Annotated in this window: 9 protein-coding genes and 2 pseudogenes; all 11 read left to right on the top strand. The window is 39.3% G+C overall.

Translation table 11 applies throughout. The features are described 5' to 3' along the window. Nucleotides 1–296 precede the first annotated feature (296 nt). The 11 genes and pseudogenes from JCM9140_RS06180 to JCM9140_RS06135 all read left to right on the top strand — a co-directional run bounded on the left by JCM9140_RS06180 (nt 297) and on the right by JCM9140_RS06135 (nt 13,845). On the top strand, nt 297–1,202 hold the full coding sequence (locus JCM9140_RS06180; RefSeq protein WP_034743818.1) for a hydroxymethylglutaryl-CoA lyase: 906 nt from the start codon (nt 297–299) through the stop codon (nt 1,200–1,202). A 289-nt stretch (nt 1,203–1,491) separates the two neighbouring features. Beyond that, a complete protein-coding gene (locus JCM9140_RS06175) occupies nt 1,492–2,406 on the top strand; it encodes a proline dehydrogenase family protein (RefSeq protein ID WP_034743815.1) in 915 nt (304 codons plus the stop codon). A gap of 17 nt (nt 2,407–2,423) precedes the next feature. Beyond that, nucleotides 2,424–3,992, top strand: a complete 1,569-nt coding sequence (gene pruA / locus JCM9140_RS06170; RefSeq protein WP_034743790.1) for an L-glutamate gamma-semialdehyde dehydrogenase — start codon at nt 2,424–2,426, stop codon at nt 3,990–3,992. Nucleotides 3,993–4,274: 282 nt separating this feature from the next. Next, nucleotides 4,275–5,705 (top strand): annotated as a pseudogene (locus tag JCM9140_RS06165) (sigma 54-interacting transcriptional regulator); the annotation flags it as partial. Between the two features lie 170 nt (nt 5,706–5,875). After that, nucleotides 5,876–5,938: pseudogene (locus tag JCM9140_RS25145) on the top strand (helix-turn-helix domain-containing protein); the annotation flags it as partial. Between the two features lie 111 nt (nt 5,939–6,049). Next, on the top strand, nt 6,050–6,367 hold the full coding sequence (locus JCM9140_RS06160) for a DUF3784 domain-containing protein (RefSeq protein WP_034743787.1): 318 nt from the start codon (nt 6,050–6,052) through the stop codon (nt 6,365–6,367). A 162-nt stretch (nt 6,368–6,529) separates the two neighbouring features. Next, a complete protein-coding gene (locus JCM9140_RS06155; protein WP_034743784.1) occupies nt 6,530–10,321 on the top strand; it encodes a DEAD/DEAH box helicase in 3,792 nt (1,263 codons plus the stop codon). Further along, nucleotides 10,314–11,054 carry a hypothetical protein gene (locus tag JCM9140_RS06150; protein WP_034743781.1) on the top strand — a complete coding sequence of 247 codons (741 nt, stop codon included), beginning with the start codon at nt 10,314–10,316 and terminating at the stop codon, nt 11,052–11,054. The genes JCM9140_RS06155 and JCM9140_RS06150 overlap by 8 nt, the downstream gene beginning before the upstream one ends. Before the next feature lie 323 nt (nt 11,055–11,377). Beyond that, complete coding sequence (locus JCM9140_RS06145) at nt 11,378–12,160, top strand: ABC transporter ATP-binding protein (RefSeq protein WP_173585932.1); 783 nt, start codon at nt 11,378–11,380, stop codon at nt 12,158–12,160. Nucleotides 12,161–12,163: 3 nt separating this feature from the next. After that, the gene (locus JCM9140_RS06140; RefSeq protein WP_034743778.1) at nt 12,164–12,970 is read left to right on the top strand and encodes an ABC transporter permease; all 807 of its coding nucleotides are present in this window, start codon (nt 12,164–12,166) and stop codon (nt 12,968–12,970) included. Continuing rightward, nucleotides 12,967–13,845 (top strand): ABC transporter permease, encoded by an 879-nt coding sequence (locus tag JCM9140_RS06135; RefSeq protein WP_034743775.1) that lies wholly within the window; start codon nt 12,967–12,969, stop codon nt 13,843–13,845. The genes JCM9140_RS06140 and JCM9140_RS06135 overlap by 4 nt, the downstream gene beginning before the upstream one ends. Nucleotides 13,846–13,877: the final 32 nt, after the last annotated feature.

The raw sequence follows: 13,877 nt of genomic DNA, 5'->3' as shown, positions 1-13,877 counted from the left end.
TTTATTTAATCCTTCAGAGACAGTTACAATTGTATAACCTTCCTATCTTAATGAATTAATAATCTTCGAAAGGTCATTAAAAAAAAGAAACCTGCTTCTGTGAAACTGGTTGAGTAAAAATGGTGTTTAAATATGGAAATACCCTCACTTTTTTTATTAGTCCTTATCTAAATTTTGAAGAGGCGGAATGTGATAAACGGATTACGAATAAAATCAAGAAAACAGATCGAAAAAAATGTAAACGTTATCAATGTGAAGAAACAACGGAAATGATTTCGAACGGAGGGAGATGCAATATGCAATGGCCGAGTCAAGTTAAGGTAAAAGAGGTTGGTCCAAGAGATGGTTTACAAAATGAACCTCTTTTTCTTCCAACTGAGGATAAGATTGCTTGGATTAATCAATTATCGAAAACGGGGCTAACATCGATTGAATTAACCTCTTTTGTTCATCCGAAGTGGATTCCTTCCTTATCTGATGCAAAAGAGGTTGCGCGTGGAATTACGAAGGAAAAAGATGTTGTCTATACAGCGCTAGTACCTAACCAAAAAGGATTAGAAAGAGCACTTGAAGTGAATATTGATGAAATTGCTGTTTTTACGTCAGTCAGTGAAACACATAGTCGAAAAAATACGAATCAATCCATCTCGCAATCTCTTTCAAGTGTGAATGTTGTTGTAAAAGAGGCTATCAAGGAGAAAAAAAGGGTACGAGGATATATGTCAACGGTTTTTGGCTGCCCGTATGAGGGAGTTATTAATGTAGAGCAAGTTGTACGTATAGCAGAAGCTTTATTTGAAATGGGCATTGGTGAACTTTCGTTAGGGGACACCATTGGGGTAGCAAATCCAAAGCAAGTACAAGAAGTTTTAGATGTTTTGCTTAAGCGTTATCCTGCTGAGAAATTGGCTATGCATTTTCATGATACAAGGGGAATCGCATTGGCGAATGTGTTGAGCTCATTAGGTATGGGAATTACAACGTTTGATTCTTCATTAGGTGGTTTAGGAGGATGTCCATACGCAAAAGGAGCATCTGGAAATTTAGCGACAGATGATTTAGTTTATATGCTAAATGGAATGAAAATTGCAACAGGTATTGATTACAATAAGCTTATCCATGCAGCATCATTCATTCAAGAAAAAATCGGTAGAGATCTACAAAGTCATAGTATGCAAGTGTTCAATTCTCAAAATGAATGAGATAAATAATAGTGAGTAGGGCAGCGGGTCAAATTGACTCGTTTTTTTTGTGTGGTGAACTTTACAAAAGTGTTCAATTTAAAAGTTTTTTGTCAAAAAATCTCTCATATATGTAATAAAAGTGTCCAAAATAAAATATAATTACATCAACGAATGAACAATATTGTTTAAATTTAATAAACTGTTATTAACAAGGTTGTTCGAGTTGTGGAGGTGGTGTTTGTACATGTATGGCCGGCTTAATATCTATCATTTTAAGTTTTCTTGGTTACAAAAAAGGGGGGATGTTATGGAAGTGTTAATGCGAAATGTGTTTCAGACACTAGGGAAAAATCGTTCGGCTAATCAGTTGGCTAAAAAATATGGATTACGTTTTGGAGCAAGTCGATTTATTGCTGGAGAAACGATTGAAGCAGCCATTCATACCGTTCAAACGTTGAATGAACATGGGAAAGTAGTCACCCTTGATCATTTGGGCGAGTTTGTTTTTACCGAGGAAGAAGCAATTGAATCTGCACTGATGTGTATTCGCACATTAGAGGCTATTGCTGAAGCTGGCGTAACATCAAACTTATCTCTGAAACTAACATCGATTGGACTAGATATTAGGAAAGACTTATGCATGCAAAATTTACGGAAAATTCTTGATACTGCGAAGCTTTACGACAATTTCGTTCGCATTGATATGGAAGATTATGCACATTGTCAAGTATCCATCGATATTTATGAAGAACTAAGAAAAGAGTATGACAATGTCGGTCTAGTGATACAAGCTTATTTGTACAGAACGGAACAAGACATGCATGAATTAAACAAGTGCCGTGCAAACCTCCGTCTCGTAAAAGGAGCTTATAAGGAATCACCTAACGTTGCTTTTCCAGATAAGAAAGATGTAGATGAAAACTTTCAATCTATTATAAAAACACATTTATTAAATGGAAATTATACCGCAATCGCAAGCCATGATGAACAAATCATTACCTACACAAAACAGTTCGTAAAGGAAAATAACATTCCAAATGAACAATTTGAATTTCAAATGTTGTATGGCATATGCGTTGAATTACAAGATCAATTGGTCAAAGAAGGATACAAAGTACGAGTTTATGTTCCTTATGGAATCGACTGGTTTGGCTTTTTCATGAGGCGATTAGCAGAACGACCTGCTAATGTCTGGTTTGTAGTAAAAAATCTTTTTAAATAAAAAGGAGCTTGATTACGATGACAACAACAACAAATATTTCTCTATTTCAAAATGAACCATTTACGAATTTTTCTAACGAAGAAAACAAAAAAGACATTCAAGACGCTCTAAAGACAGTCAAAGCTGAACTTGGAAAACATTACCCTTTATCCATTGGTGCGGAAAAAATAACGTCGGACAAACAGATTGTTTCCATTAATCCAGCTAATATAGATGAAGTAGTGGGGTATGTAAACAAAGCAACAACAGAATTAGCTGAACAGGCGATGCAAGAAGCGCTAGTTGCATTCGAGTCATGGAAAAAAGTTAATGTGGCTGAACGTGCTGACTATTTGTTTAAAGCAGCAAACTTAATGAGACAGCGTAAGCACGAATTTTCTTCTTGGCTTGTGTATGAAGTTGGAAAAAACTGGGCTGAAGCTGATGCAGATACTGCGGAAGCAATTGATTTTATGGAATTTTATGCAAGAGAAATGATTCGACTAAGCGAGACAAGTACACATCAACCTTTAACAAAGCTTGAAGGAGAGAATAATCAGATTTCGTACATTCCTCTTGGAGTTGGTATTATCATTTCTCCCTTTAACTTCCCGTTAGCCATTATGGCTGGTACGACTGTAGCGGCGATTGTTTCTGGAAATACCGTTTTATTAAAACCAGCTGATTCTGCTCCGGTTGTCGCTGCAAAATTTGTTGAGTTAATGGAAGAAGTGGGCTTGCCAAAAGGAGTTTTAAATTTTGTACCAGGTGATGGACTTGAAGTTGGCGAGTATTTAGTAGAGCATCCGAAAACACGTTTTGTCTCGTTTACAGGTTCTCGTGAAGTTGGCTGCCGTATTTATGAACGGGCTTCAAAAGTACAACCAGGACAAATTTGGCTAAAGCGTGTGATCGCTGAAATGGGTGGAAAAGACGGGTGCGTTATTGACGAGACAGCAGATTTAGATGCTGCAGCACAAGGAATTGTTGCTTCTGCTTTTGGTTTCCAAGGACAAAAGTGTTCAGCGGGCTCACGTGCCATAATCGTTGAATCGGTTTACGATGAAGTAGTTGATAAAGTGGTGGAGTTAACGAAGAAACTTCAAATTGGTTTACCAGAAGAAAACGCTCCGATAGGTCCAGTCATTGATGAAAAAGCGTTGAAAAAGGTGTTAAGTTATATTGAAATTGGCAAATCAGAAGGGACTTTAAAAGTAGGCGGTTCAAGAGCGGAAGGCAAAGGCTATTTTATTCAGCCAACTGTGTTTGCTGATGTGGATCCTAAGGCGCGTATTATGCAAGAAGAAATCTTCGGACCAGTGTTAGCACTTGCTAAAGCAGCTGATTGGAAGGAAGCAATAGCGATTTACAACGATACAGATTATGGGTTAACGGGCGCTTACTATTCAAGTGTTGAAGACCGTATTGAATATGCGCTTGAGACGATGCATTGCGGGAACCTTTATATTAATCGTAAATGTACTGGAGCATTAGTTGGAGTGCATCCATTTGGAGGTTTCAACATGTCTGGAACGGACTCAAAAGCAGGTGGATATGATTATATGCTGCTTTTTACACAAGCAAAATTAACGTCTCGAAAATTATAATTCAAAATCTCAGTTGAAAGAACAGGCTATTTGAAATGTCATTTAATAGCTTCACAACTTGCAAGCCTGCTAGGAGAAGAATACTTGTAGCAGGCTTTAGCAAACGAAAAATGGTTTATTCATTTTGTTAGAGAGTACGGAAATATTCCTTTTTTCCGTGCTCTCTAACAAAACGGATGATTTTTCTCGATAAACAAAAGTGTTTAATGCTTTGTTTCATTTAGATACTACTGTTCAATCTATGTTATAGTTAAAAAGAAACTACAAGAGAAGGGACTTAGTATGTTCAGAATTGGACAGATTTATATTCATAACGCCTTTGCGATTCTGGAGTCTGACACCCCTTTAAAAGATGTAATAACAACATTAACGCAAAATGATTTTGTTATTATTACTGGGCAAAAAACGTATGTGATCGCAAAGGATGAGAGTAAGCTTATTGCCTTAGGTAAAGACTTTCAACTAGTTGGAGATTGGCTTAATGAAATTGAATGGATGACTTCGGCTGTGACAACGTTAGAGGAAATCTCAGAACAAGATGAGATCTGGAGCAGGCCGGTAATCGTTCGGGAAGGATCCGATTTTGTTGGAATTGTTACGGCTAGTGAATGGTCACGGTATTTAAAAGAAGAAAAGGCAAAGATAACCTCGTATTTTCAAACTTTAGCTGAAACGGTTAATGATGCTGTAACGGCTGTTGATCATGAAGGGGCTGTGCTTTGCTGGAATACGGCAGCTGAAGGAACATATAAAATCAAGCGGGAAGAGATTATTGGCCAAAAAATTAGTGAGCATTTCCAAACAGAATCGGTCTATCTTCATCGTATTTTAACAGAAGGTTTACCAGTCCGAGGAGCCTATCATCGACCGAATGATAAAACGCATGTTTTGATCAATGCTTCTCCTATATTGTACGATAACAAAATTATCGGGGGAGTCGCCACAGAACAAGATATTACTAGGGTAGTCCGGTTGAATGAGGAGCTTGATTCCCAAGCCTCGGTACTTGTTAATGAAAAAGAACCGTTCTCTTTCCTATTAGGAGGAGAGTCAGAAATACAAGAAGCCTTTCATGTTGCACAAAAAGTAGCTTATGCGGATATTCCTGTTCTTTTAACAGGGGAGGCAGGCTCAGGTAAAGAAATGTTTGCACAAGCAATTCATTATGGAGGTTCAAAAAGAAACGGTCCATTTGTTTCGATGAATTGTCAAACCATTCCTCCGGGACTTTTTGAAGCAGAGTTGTTTGGCTATCAAAACACAGAAAACAGCTCGAAACTTGAGCAAGCAGACAACGGAACGTTATTTATTGAAGCCATTGATAGAATGCCACTGGAATTTCAAGAAAAGGTACTTGATTATCTTGAGAACCCCTCTTTCTACCGTGTAGGGGGGGATGAACGGATTACGACACAAACACGAATGATTGCTTCTTCCACTCAACCACTTGAAGAGATGGTAAGAAGAGGGGAGTTTAATGAAAGCCTTTATTATCGCTTAGCAATTATTACAATTGATCTTCCTCCATTGCGTAATCGGACGAAGGATATAATTGAATTAGTGGATCAATTTGTTGAAGAATTTAGTCAGAAATATCAAAAGGAAATTCCAAACCTTTCGCAAGAAGTCATGGATGTGTTTGTTCATTATTCGTGGCCAGGCAATGTGAAAGAGCTCCGAAATGTAATTGAGCGATGCATCGTATTGCTAGATGGTGGGGAAATCTCACTAAAGCATTTACCCCCTACGCTAACAGAGATGCATGGTTTGCAAGAGGAAGAAAATGTTTCATCGGATGGGCAGATCCATTCTGGAAATAACGAGGCAATTATGATTGAAGAAGCCTTCGTAAGACGTATGGGAATAAAAGCGCTGCAGCCAATCTCCTCGGTATCTCTAGAGGAACGTTGTATAACAAGATAAAAGAATATCGTATTTTGGTGTAAGATGCCTGACCCGAGTTTGGGTCAGGTGTTTTTTTTGATTGAGCCTTCGAAAGGAGAAACCTCTCATTATAACTCACCGTATATAAGAGTGAAACGAAAGGAGTGATAAATGTGTTAATCTCAATAATAGTAATGGGGTTATTTGTTATACTAGGGATTTTCCTGCTGAATGGAAAAGGTTCCTTTTTAATAGCTGGTTTTAATACGTTGCCTAAGGAAGAAAAAGAAAAATATGATACAGTTGCTTTATGTAAGTTTATGGGGAAAATGATGTTTGCCTTAGTATTTAGTCAAATGTTATGGATGCTTAGTGACATATTTGAGATAAAGTGGTTATTTGTAGTAGGTCTAGTCTTATTTTTAGGCATTGTCGGGTTCATTCTTTTTTACGTAAACACCGGGAATCGTTTTAAAAAATCTAGTGAGTAAAAAAGATAGGGAAGTTATAAATAAGACAGTGCTGTTCCTTGTATTTATTGTTAATGTTTTTCTTGCTGCATTGTAAGACCTCTTCTGTTCGATATGCTATAATTCACTTTGGACAAAAAACAATCAAAATTCTTATGCGTAAAGAAGCAAGCAGGTGGACATATGATAAGGACACAAGTAAAAACATATCGTTGTCCGGTTGCTTTGACAAATAAAGCAAAGGACAAAATGAGGTCGCTCGGCATTGACGAGCGTTCGTTTTTTTTATTGGAAAAATCGTTTCGTATATCTATTGAAAAATATCCACAGACAAAGGATCGTCCTCTTTCCGTCGCATTATTTTTAGACAATGAGTGGAATCTGCAAATGGCCGCTAAGTACGAAGGGATTGTTGTCATTTTGCATTGTGTCGTGGAAAGGGATCGATTTATTGTTACGAATGTAACGACAAAAACAGCACGAACATCTATAGATACGAACTGGCGTCGGGCCACTGATATTATTTTTGACTTTGATGTACAGCCGGGGAAGATGGTTCCATTTGATTTACTCGGAATGATACACGACATGCCAGTTGCGCAAGAAAGCTCCGAGTATGTAAAAAAGCGGATCTCGAGCTGGGAAGGCTATTTAAAAATTCAAGAGCGGTCAGCTGATATCCCAGACATGACTGCTCGTTATTCTGGCCTTTCGTTCAATCAGAATTTTACTCGAATGACCCTTGTCGGATGTCAATTAGGGGATAAGGAATGGAAAGTATTAAATAATTTAAGTGTCAAACTTAAGGGATTGGACCAGGATGTTGGGAAGGTTCTAAAAGCTAACCGCTCCTCGCTCAAAGTTGAAGTTGAACTGAATAAATATATGGAGAATCGAGCGAGGCAGGGCCAGCTTGACTTGAACCAGAAGGAAGTAGTTTTTAGTAATTTTGCGACATTGAGTCAGGTGAAGCGTTTGCGCCAAGGGTTTAAGTATCTGGAAAACGGGCTAGCTGCCAATCCCGAGCTAGAACAACTTTTATTTGAAAACAAGCCACCCGTCAAAACACCGAAAAAGATTCCAGCGCTTCAGTTTCACAATCGATTGAATGACTTCCAACGAGAAGCAGTTGTAGGCGCGATGTCAGCAGAAGATTTATACGTCATTCAAGGGCCACCTGGAACAGGAAAGACAACCGTCATTTCTGAGATTTGCTTACAAAATGCTAGAGCGGGCCTACGTACACTTGTCGCGTCGCAGTCGAATTTGGCGGTCGACAATGCTCTTGGCCGTTTACTTGAAAATAAAGATATTCGGATTTTGCGAGTTGGGCGGACAGAAAGCATTGAAGAAGAAGGAAAAAAGTTTATTGAGGAAAATGTAGGTCAGTATTGGAAAGACCATACGTTAAAAGAAGTTTCTGTTCAATTTGATACAAGGCAAAAACGTAAAGATGAAATTGAAGCTGAATGGACGAGGAATGAACAGAAAATCGAGCAGCTTGAACCAGAACTTATGCGATTGGAAGCAGAAGTTGCAGCGAAAAAGAAAGCAATAGAACAATTTAATGAAGTTGAAGCTAGTATTCAAGAACAAAGAAAGAATGTGCACGCTGCAGAACAGGATAAGGTTTCTATTCAGCAACAACTGGAAGAAATTCGTCAATCTTTTGAAGAGTTAACTTTAACAATTGAAAAAGATGAAACGTTTCTTCGAGAAGAGCCCGATGTGGCTGTCATTCAAGAGCAGTACGACGAAATTCAAAAAGAGATCGTGCAACTACGAAACAGCATTTTATACGTAGATCTTGAAGAACAAATGGCACGAAAAACAAAAGCTTTTGAAGAGGCGATGGTTGCATACGAAAAGGAGTCTGAAGCAACATCGAAATTGGAGATCTTGCTAACAAAGATTAAAGATGTGACCCAAATCGACGGCTTGAAATGGATATTGCTACAACACAACATTGAACGGACTATAAACATCCAACAACTGATCGATGAGTTAAATGACGTTCGTGCACAAATAAAACAGTTTGAAAAACTAAAAGACTACCATGACAAACTAAATGGAGCCATTTCCTATATTGAAAAACTATTACAACCTCGCCACGTTCCGATAGAGCAAATTCAGGAGCGAGCGACGAGTCGAGCAATGACGTATACGGCAGTTGAGATCGATCATTTTTTAGACGATCTACGGGATAAAATGCGAGAATCAAACATGTATCCGCAAGAGTTAGGAGCTGCTTTAGAAGGACTATACAGTAGAAGGCAATATGTAAGGCAAAAAGCAAACCGTTTGCAGTCATTTGATACGAGTAAAAAAATGGCTCAAGACATATTTGGTCAGCTTAAGCGAGAATTGTTAGCTGAACTTCAACTAAAACAGCAGGAAAACCATCGATCTAATCAAAAGTGGAAAAAAAATGTAGACGAGCAGAAAGCAGAGATTGAAACCCTTCAATCGCAAATGAATGAATTACGGGAGAAGGTAGAGCCCATTCCAAATGCCGAAGAATGGCTCCCGCAAAAAGAAGAACAAGCGCAAGAGCTTAAAAGGAAAAAAGAGCAGGTTGAGAAAGGGCAAGAACGTGTCGAGTTAAATCGTCAAAAGCAAGAAAAAGTTACGGTCGAGTTGACGGAACAAGAACAGGCTCTCGAGCATGTCATAGCACGCCTTCATGAACACAATGGCTTGCTTATGCAGAAGGAAGAAGAGTTAAAGCCTTTGGTGCTACTAATCAAAGCTGAACCTGAACAAGAGCATGAAGAAGTTCTGAAAAAAATGGCCAGTTTATCTTTCACTAGAGAATCATTGAAGCAGGAAAAGCAAAAACTTCCTATCTTCCAATCTATCCAAGGACAATGGCTATCCATGCTAGAAGAAGCTAGTGATCATGACTTAGATGAAATCCGGAAGCTTTATGTGAAGCATGCAAACGTAATTGGAACAACATGTGTGGCCTCTGCGCGTAAAGATTTTATCGATAATTATCCAGTGTTTGATGTTGTTATTATTGATGAAGTATCAAAAGCGACGCCTCCAGAGCTTCTTTTACCTATGTTGAAAGGGAAAAAGGTTATTTTAGTCGGTGATCACCACCAACTCCCTCCTTTACTTGGAGATGATACGCTTGAGGAGACTTTGCAGGAATTGGCTGATGAGAGTGATGACTTCGAAGGCAAAGTGGAATTAAAGAAGCTTTTAAAAGAATCCCTTTTTGAGCGATTGTTTAAAAATTTGCCGAAAACACATAAAACAATGCTCGCGATTCAATACCGAATGCATGAAAACATTATGCAAACCATTTCGCCATTTTATGAACAAGAAAATGAACGGCTACAATGTGGCTTATCGGATTCTGACGTACAGCGTGATCACTTGCTTGATTCTCCTCTTATCAAACGGGATAATCATTTAGTATGGCTCGATGTGCCAAACGAGATGGGGTTTTTCGAAGAGCGAGTAAAAGGAGGAAGAAGCCTCTTTAACTCAGCTGAATTAAAGAGAATTGCAGAGCTTTTGCAGGAGTTAGACACGGCGACTGCAGAGGCGAAGAAAGCAGGTAGGATGAAGGCTGATGAAAAGAAAAGCGTTGGTGTCATTAGCTTTTACGGGGAACAAGTTAAACGAATCGACCGGTTGATTCAACAGGAGTTGCAGTTAGAGCACTTATTGATTCGCACTGGGACTGTTGACCGTTTTCAAGGAATGGAGATGGATGTGATTTTGTTAAGTATGGTTCGAAATCATGACAACAAACAAGATGACATTGGCTTTGCCAAGGACTACCGTCGACTGAATGTCGCCCTTTCAAGAGCGAGAGAGTTACTTGTGTTAATTGGTAGTGCAAAGATGTTCACTGAAAAAGCGAGACAGGCTGATACGAGAAACATGTATAAGCATGTATTAGAAGCGGTCAAAAAACAAAATGGAATGCATACGCTTAAAGAGGTGAGTCTGCATGGATAAACGAACAAAGGATTTACGTTCCATTTTGCTTGAGAATCCAGCTGTAGAAATAAAAGAATCAGCTGTTTGGTATGTGCCAGTTGATCTATATAACGTTGGCTTTAAACGAGTGAAGCGATCGAAAATGGATATTCTCATGAAAATGATTTTACTGTCAGTAGAGGAGACGGATATTCGGCGAGCGGCCAATTTGGCCGAAATGCTCTTAGTTGAAGAATTATTTATTGTAGACTTAATCGAAAAAATGGAGCGGACTGGCCTCATTCAGCTTGAAAGATCAATTTATAAACTCACCCAAAAGGGGCGTAACCAATTACAGGAGGGTATCATTGAAGAGGAGTTGGAAGAGGAGTCGACAGAAGTAAAGTATAGCTCGACTCATGATGAGTTTTGGTTTTCAATGCCTCAGGATATGCCGGAAGAGGAAGAGTGGTCCCTTTATCGATACACAGAACCTAGGGATGTAGTAAGTGAGAATCGATTAGTACAAGTTCTTTCCGAGCAAGAAAATGGATTGGATGAAAACGGCTACCAAATCGTTGTTTCTGACGTTACGACGTTCGAACAACAATCAGTCGTACATGTACCATGTCTAGAATTTCACTTATACAATCAGGAACAGGATACTTTCTATGCGCGTGTCTGGAATACGTGGCTCAAACGTTGGGATGACGTTCTAGAGCAGCAAATAGAAGAGCATGAACGTGTTGAATGGAGAAAAAAATATACATGAATGCCTGCCCTCAAGTTCAGTGGTTTTACTCTGAACGAAGGGCAGGCTTTTTCATTTGATCGGGGTTGCTGTGTAATGATGCAAAAAAGCAAGAATCGTATTGATCTTCAACTCCATCTGTAAAATACCGGTAGAAAATCTTGCAGAAAACTAGAAGATTCCTTTTTTTTGTAATACATTTAGTTACATTAGATGAAGATGAGTCAAGTAGCTGTAACTATTATTTTCTGAAAAGAGTTTATTTTTAGATAACTGTGAATTGGAACTAGTTTGTTTAATGTATGTGGCAAAAGAAATGTAAATAACAACTAAGGAGTGAGTTCATGAGTTTGGCAAAGATACACATACCAGAAATTGAGCTTGATCATGTTAGCATGCGTTATCAAACCGATCAGTCAGAAGTATTGGCACTAGATGATGTGACAGTAGATATTCGAAAAGGCGAGTTTGTTTCGTTATTAGGTCCGTCTGGATGCGGGAAAACGACGTTGCTTCGAATTATGGCAGACTTACTTCAGCCGACGAGTGGACAAATCAAGGTTGCTGGAAAAACGGCAAAAGAAGCAAGGCTTGCTAGAAAATATGGCATCGTGTTTCAAAGCCCTGTCTTGTACGATTGGCGAAAAATTAAAACGAATATATCACTGCCGCTTGAGATGATGGGGTTTAGCAAACAAGAAAAGGAGGAGCGTGTTAATGATTTATTAGAACTGGTTGGATTAAGCAAGTTCAAAGAAAAGTTTCCGTGGCAGCTTAGTGGAGGAATGCAACAGAGAGTGGCGATAGCAAGAGCTCTTGCGATTGAACCAGAAATTCTCTTAATGGATGAGCCATTTTCTGCATTAGATGAATTTTCAAGAGAACGGTTAAACGAAGAATTGCTTTCGATTTGGAGCAAAGTCAACAATACAGTTGTTTTTGTTACCCACAGCATACCAGAAGCCATCTTTTTGTCAGATCGTGTATTCGTCCTCTCCCCTCATCCTGGTAGGTTGTCGGCCGTTGTAGAAATACCTTTACCAAGACCTAGAAGGCAGGAGATGAGAAATAGTCCACAGTTCTATGAGTTAGTGACGCAAATAAGAGATAGTTTTGAAGGAGTGTAACGAATGCGCAATGCCGTTCTTGTAAGTCGTCTTGCACCTCCGTTTCTATGGGTTATTGGAATTTTGGTTGTATGGCAGCTTGTATCGTGGTTGTTATTATTTTTTGATGTACCACTTGCTCAGTCGAAGATTCCTTATTTGCATGAGTTGGCAGCAGTTTTGCCTGGATATATGAGTGTCCTATTGTCGGAAGGGCTAGCTACATTTTCGAATGCGGCTTATGGTTTTTTACTTGGTGCATTAGCGGGAGTGATATTAGCAGTTGTGATGAGCGCATCAAAATGGATGGAGCTATTATCGTTTCCGTACGCAGTAGCTTCTCAAATGATCCCGATATTAGGACTGGCACCAATTGTATATGGCATTGTTCAAGACGCCCAACTATCACGAATCATAATTGCTGCCTATATTACGTTTTTCCCCGTTGCCCTTAATATGCTTAGGGGACTGAACAGTGTTGACCCTACAGCAGTCGAATTAATGTACTCCTATGCAGCTAAACCGTGGCATGTTTATTGGAAATTGAAGCTGCCCGCCTCGTTACCTGGTTTATTTAGTGGCTTGAAAATTGCTGCCCCTCTAGCTGTCACGGGGGCGATCCTAGTCGAACTGATGGGGGCAACAAAAGGGATTGGCGTAATTATGCTCCGTAATTTGTATTATGGACCGTCACACAATTATTTGTTTTGGCTTACCGTTCTTGTTGCCGCGTTATTAGGAATTGTCAGTTATGTGGTTATTAGCTTAATTGAACGCTGGGTTACGTCTTGGCAGCCTGAATTTCGAGAGTCAGGGGGTGATAGCCAATGACAGGCAAACCAGTTGAAAAAAATATGAACTGGGTTAGTGAACCGATTGTTAAAGAGAAAAAAATACCGAAACCGTCAGCAAATCCTTTTTCCTCTAAGAGCAAAATCAATCAAAAAGGTGTGGCACAAGTGCTCCTTCCACTAGGAGCGGGTCTTCTATTTATTACTTTGTGGCAGCTTCAAGTCTTTCATATGGTTTTTCAACTCAGAACGTATCAACTTCCACTTCCTTCAGCCATTTTGACAGCCATCATTGAAAACATCCATGTTCTCCTGCCATATACAGGGTACACATTAACAGAAGCAGTCTCTGGCATGTTGCTAGGATCAACTCTTGGCTTTTTGTTAGCCCTCGTTGCAACAGCCTTTCCGAGGTGGGGGAAAGGAGGATTGTTCATTGTTGTCGCATTAAATGCCGTTCCCATTGTTGCGTTGGCACCTATTATGAACCTTTGGTTTGGGAGCGGAATTGGCTCAAGAATTGCTATTGTGACAATCATTACAATGGCAGCGATGGCCATCAATGCACATAAAGGAATGACCAATGTTCACCCGCTTAATCTTGATTTGATGCATTCTTATGCTGCATCAAAAGTGTCCGTTTTCCGTTATGTACGGATTGCTCATAGCATGCCTAACGTTTTCACTGCGCTTAAGATTAATACAACAGCGAGTATGATTGGAGCAATTGTCGGAGAATTTTTCTTTTCATCTAGAGGACTTGGCTATTTGCTTTCTAATTCCGTTAAAGTAGCGCAGATGCCACTCGGTTGGGCCTGTATCGTGGTAGCTGCGCTTGTAGGGGTACTATTTTACACGGTCGTTGAGCGTTTAGAAAAAGTTTTCTTACGTTGGCATCCCTCGAAGCGAGTATAATCCTTTGATATTTTGATCTTTCTAGCAAGAAG

This window comes from Halalkalibacter wakoensis JCM 9140, assembly GCF_000513095.1.
GTDB lineage: Bacteria > Bacillota > Bacilli > Bacillales > Bacillaceae_D > Halalkalibacter > Halalkalibacter wakoensis.
The sequence above is the reverse complement of the archived record's forward strand: the minus strand, read 5'-3'. Positions and strand labels throughout refer to the sequence as shown.

Excerpts from the sequence above, each read along its gene's own strand:
- JCM9140_RS06180 (WP_034743818.1), top strand. The coding sequence starts at position 297 with ATGCAATGGCCGAGTCAAGTTAAGGTAAAAGAGGTTGGTCCAAGAGAT.
- JCM9140_RS06175 (WP_034743815.1), top strand. The coding sequence starts at position 1,492 with ATGGAAGTGTTAATGCGAAATGTGTTTCAGACACTAGGGAAAAATCGT.
- pruA (WP_034743790.1), top strand. The coding sequence starts at position 2,424 with ATGACAACAACAACAAATATTTCTCTATTTCAAAATGAACCATTTACG.
- JCM9140_RS06155 (WP_034743784.1), top strand. The coding sequence starts at position 6,530 with ATGATAAGGACACAAGTAAAAACATATCGTTGTCCGGTTGCTTTGACA.
- JCM9140_RS06150 (WP_034743781.1), top strand. The coding sequence starts at position 10,314 with ATGGATAAACGAACAAAGGATTTACGTTCCATTTTGCTTGAGAATCCA.
- JCM9140_RS06145 (WP_173585932.1), top strand. The coding sequence starts at position 11,378 with ATGAGTTTGGCAAAGATACACATACCAGAAATTGAGCTTGATCATGTT.
- JCM9140_RS06140 (WP_034743778.1), top strand. The coding sequence starts at position 12,164 with ATGCGCAATGCCGTTCTTGTAAGTCGTCTTGCACCTCCGTTTCTATGG.
- JCM9140_RS06135 (WP_034743775.1), top strand. The coding sequence starts at position 12,967 with ATGACAGGCAAACCAGTTGAAAAAAATATGAACTGGGTTAGTGAACCG.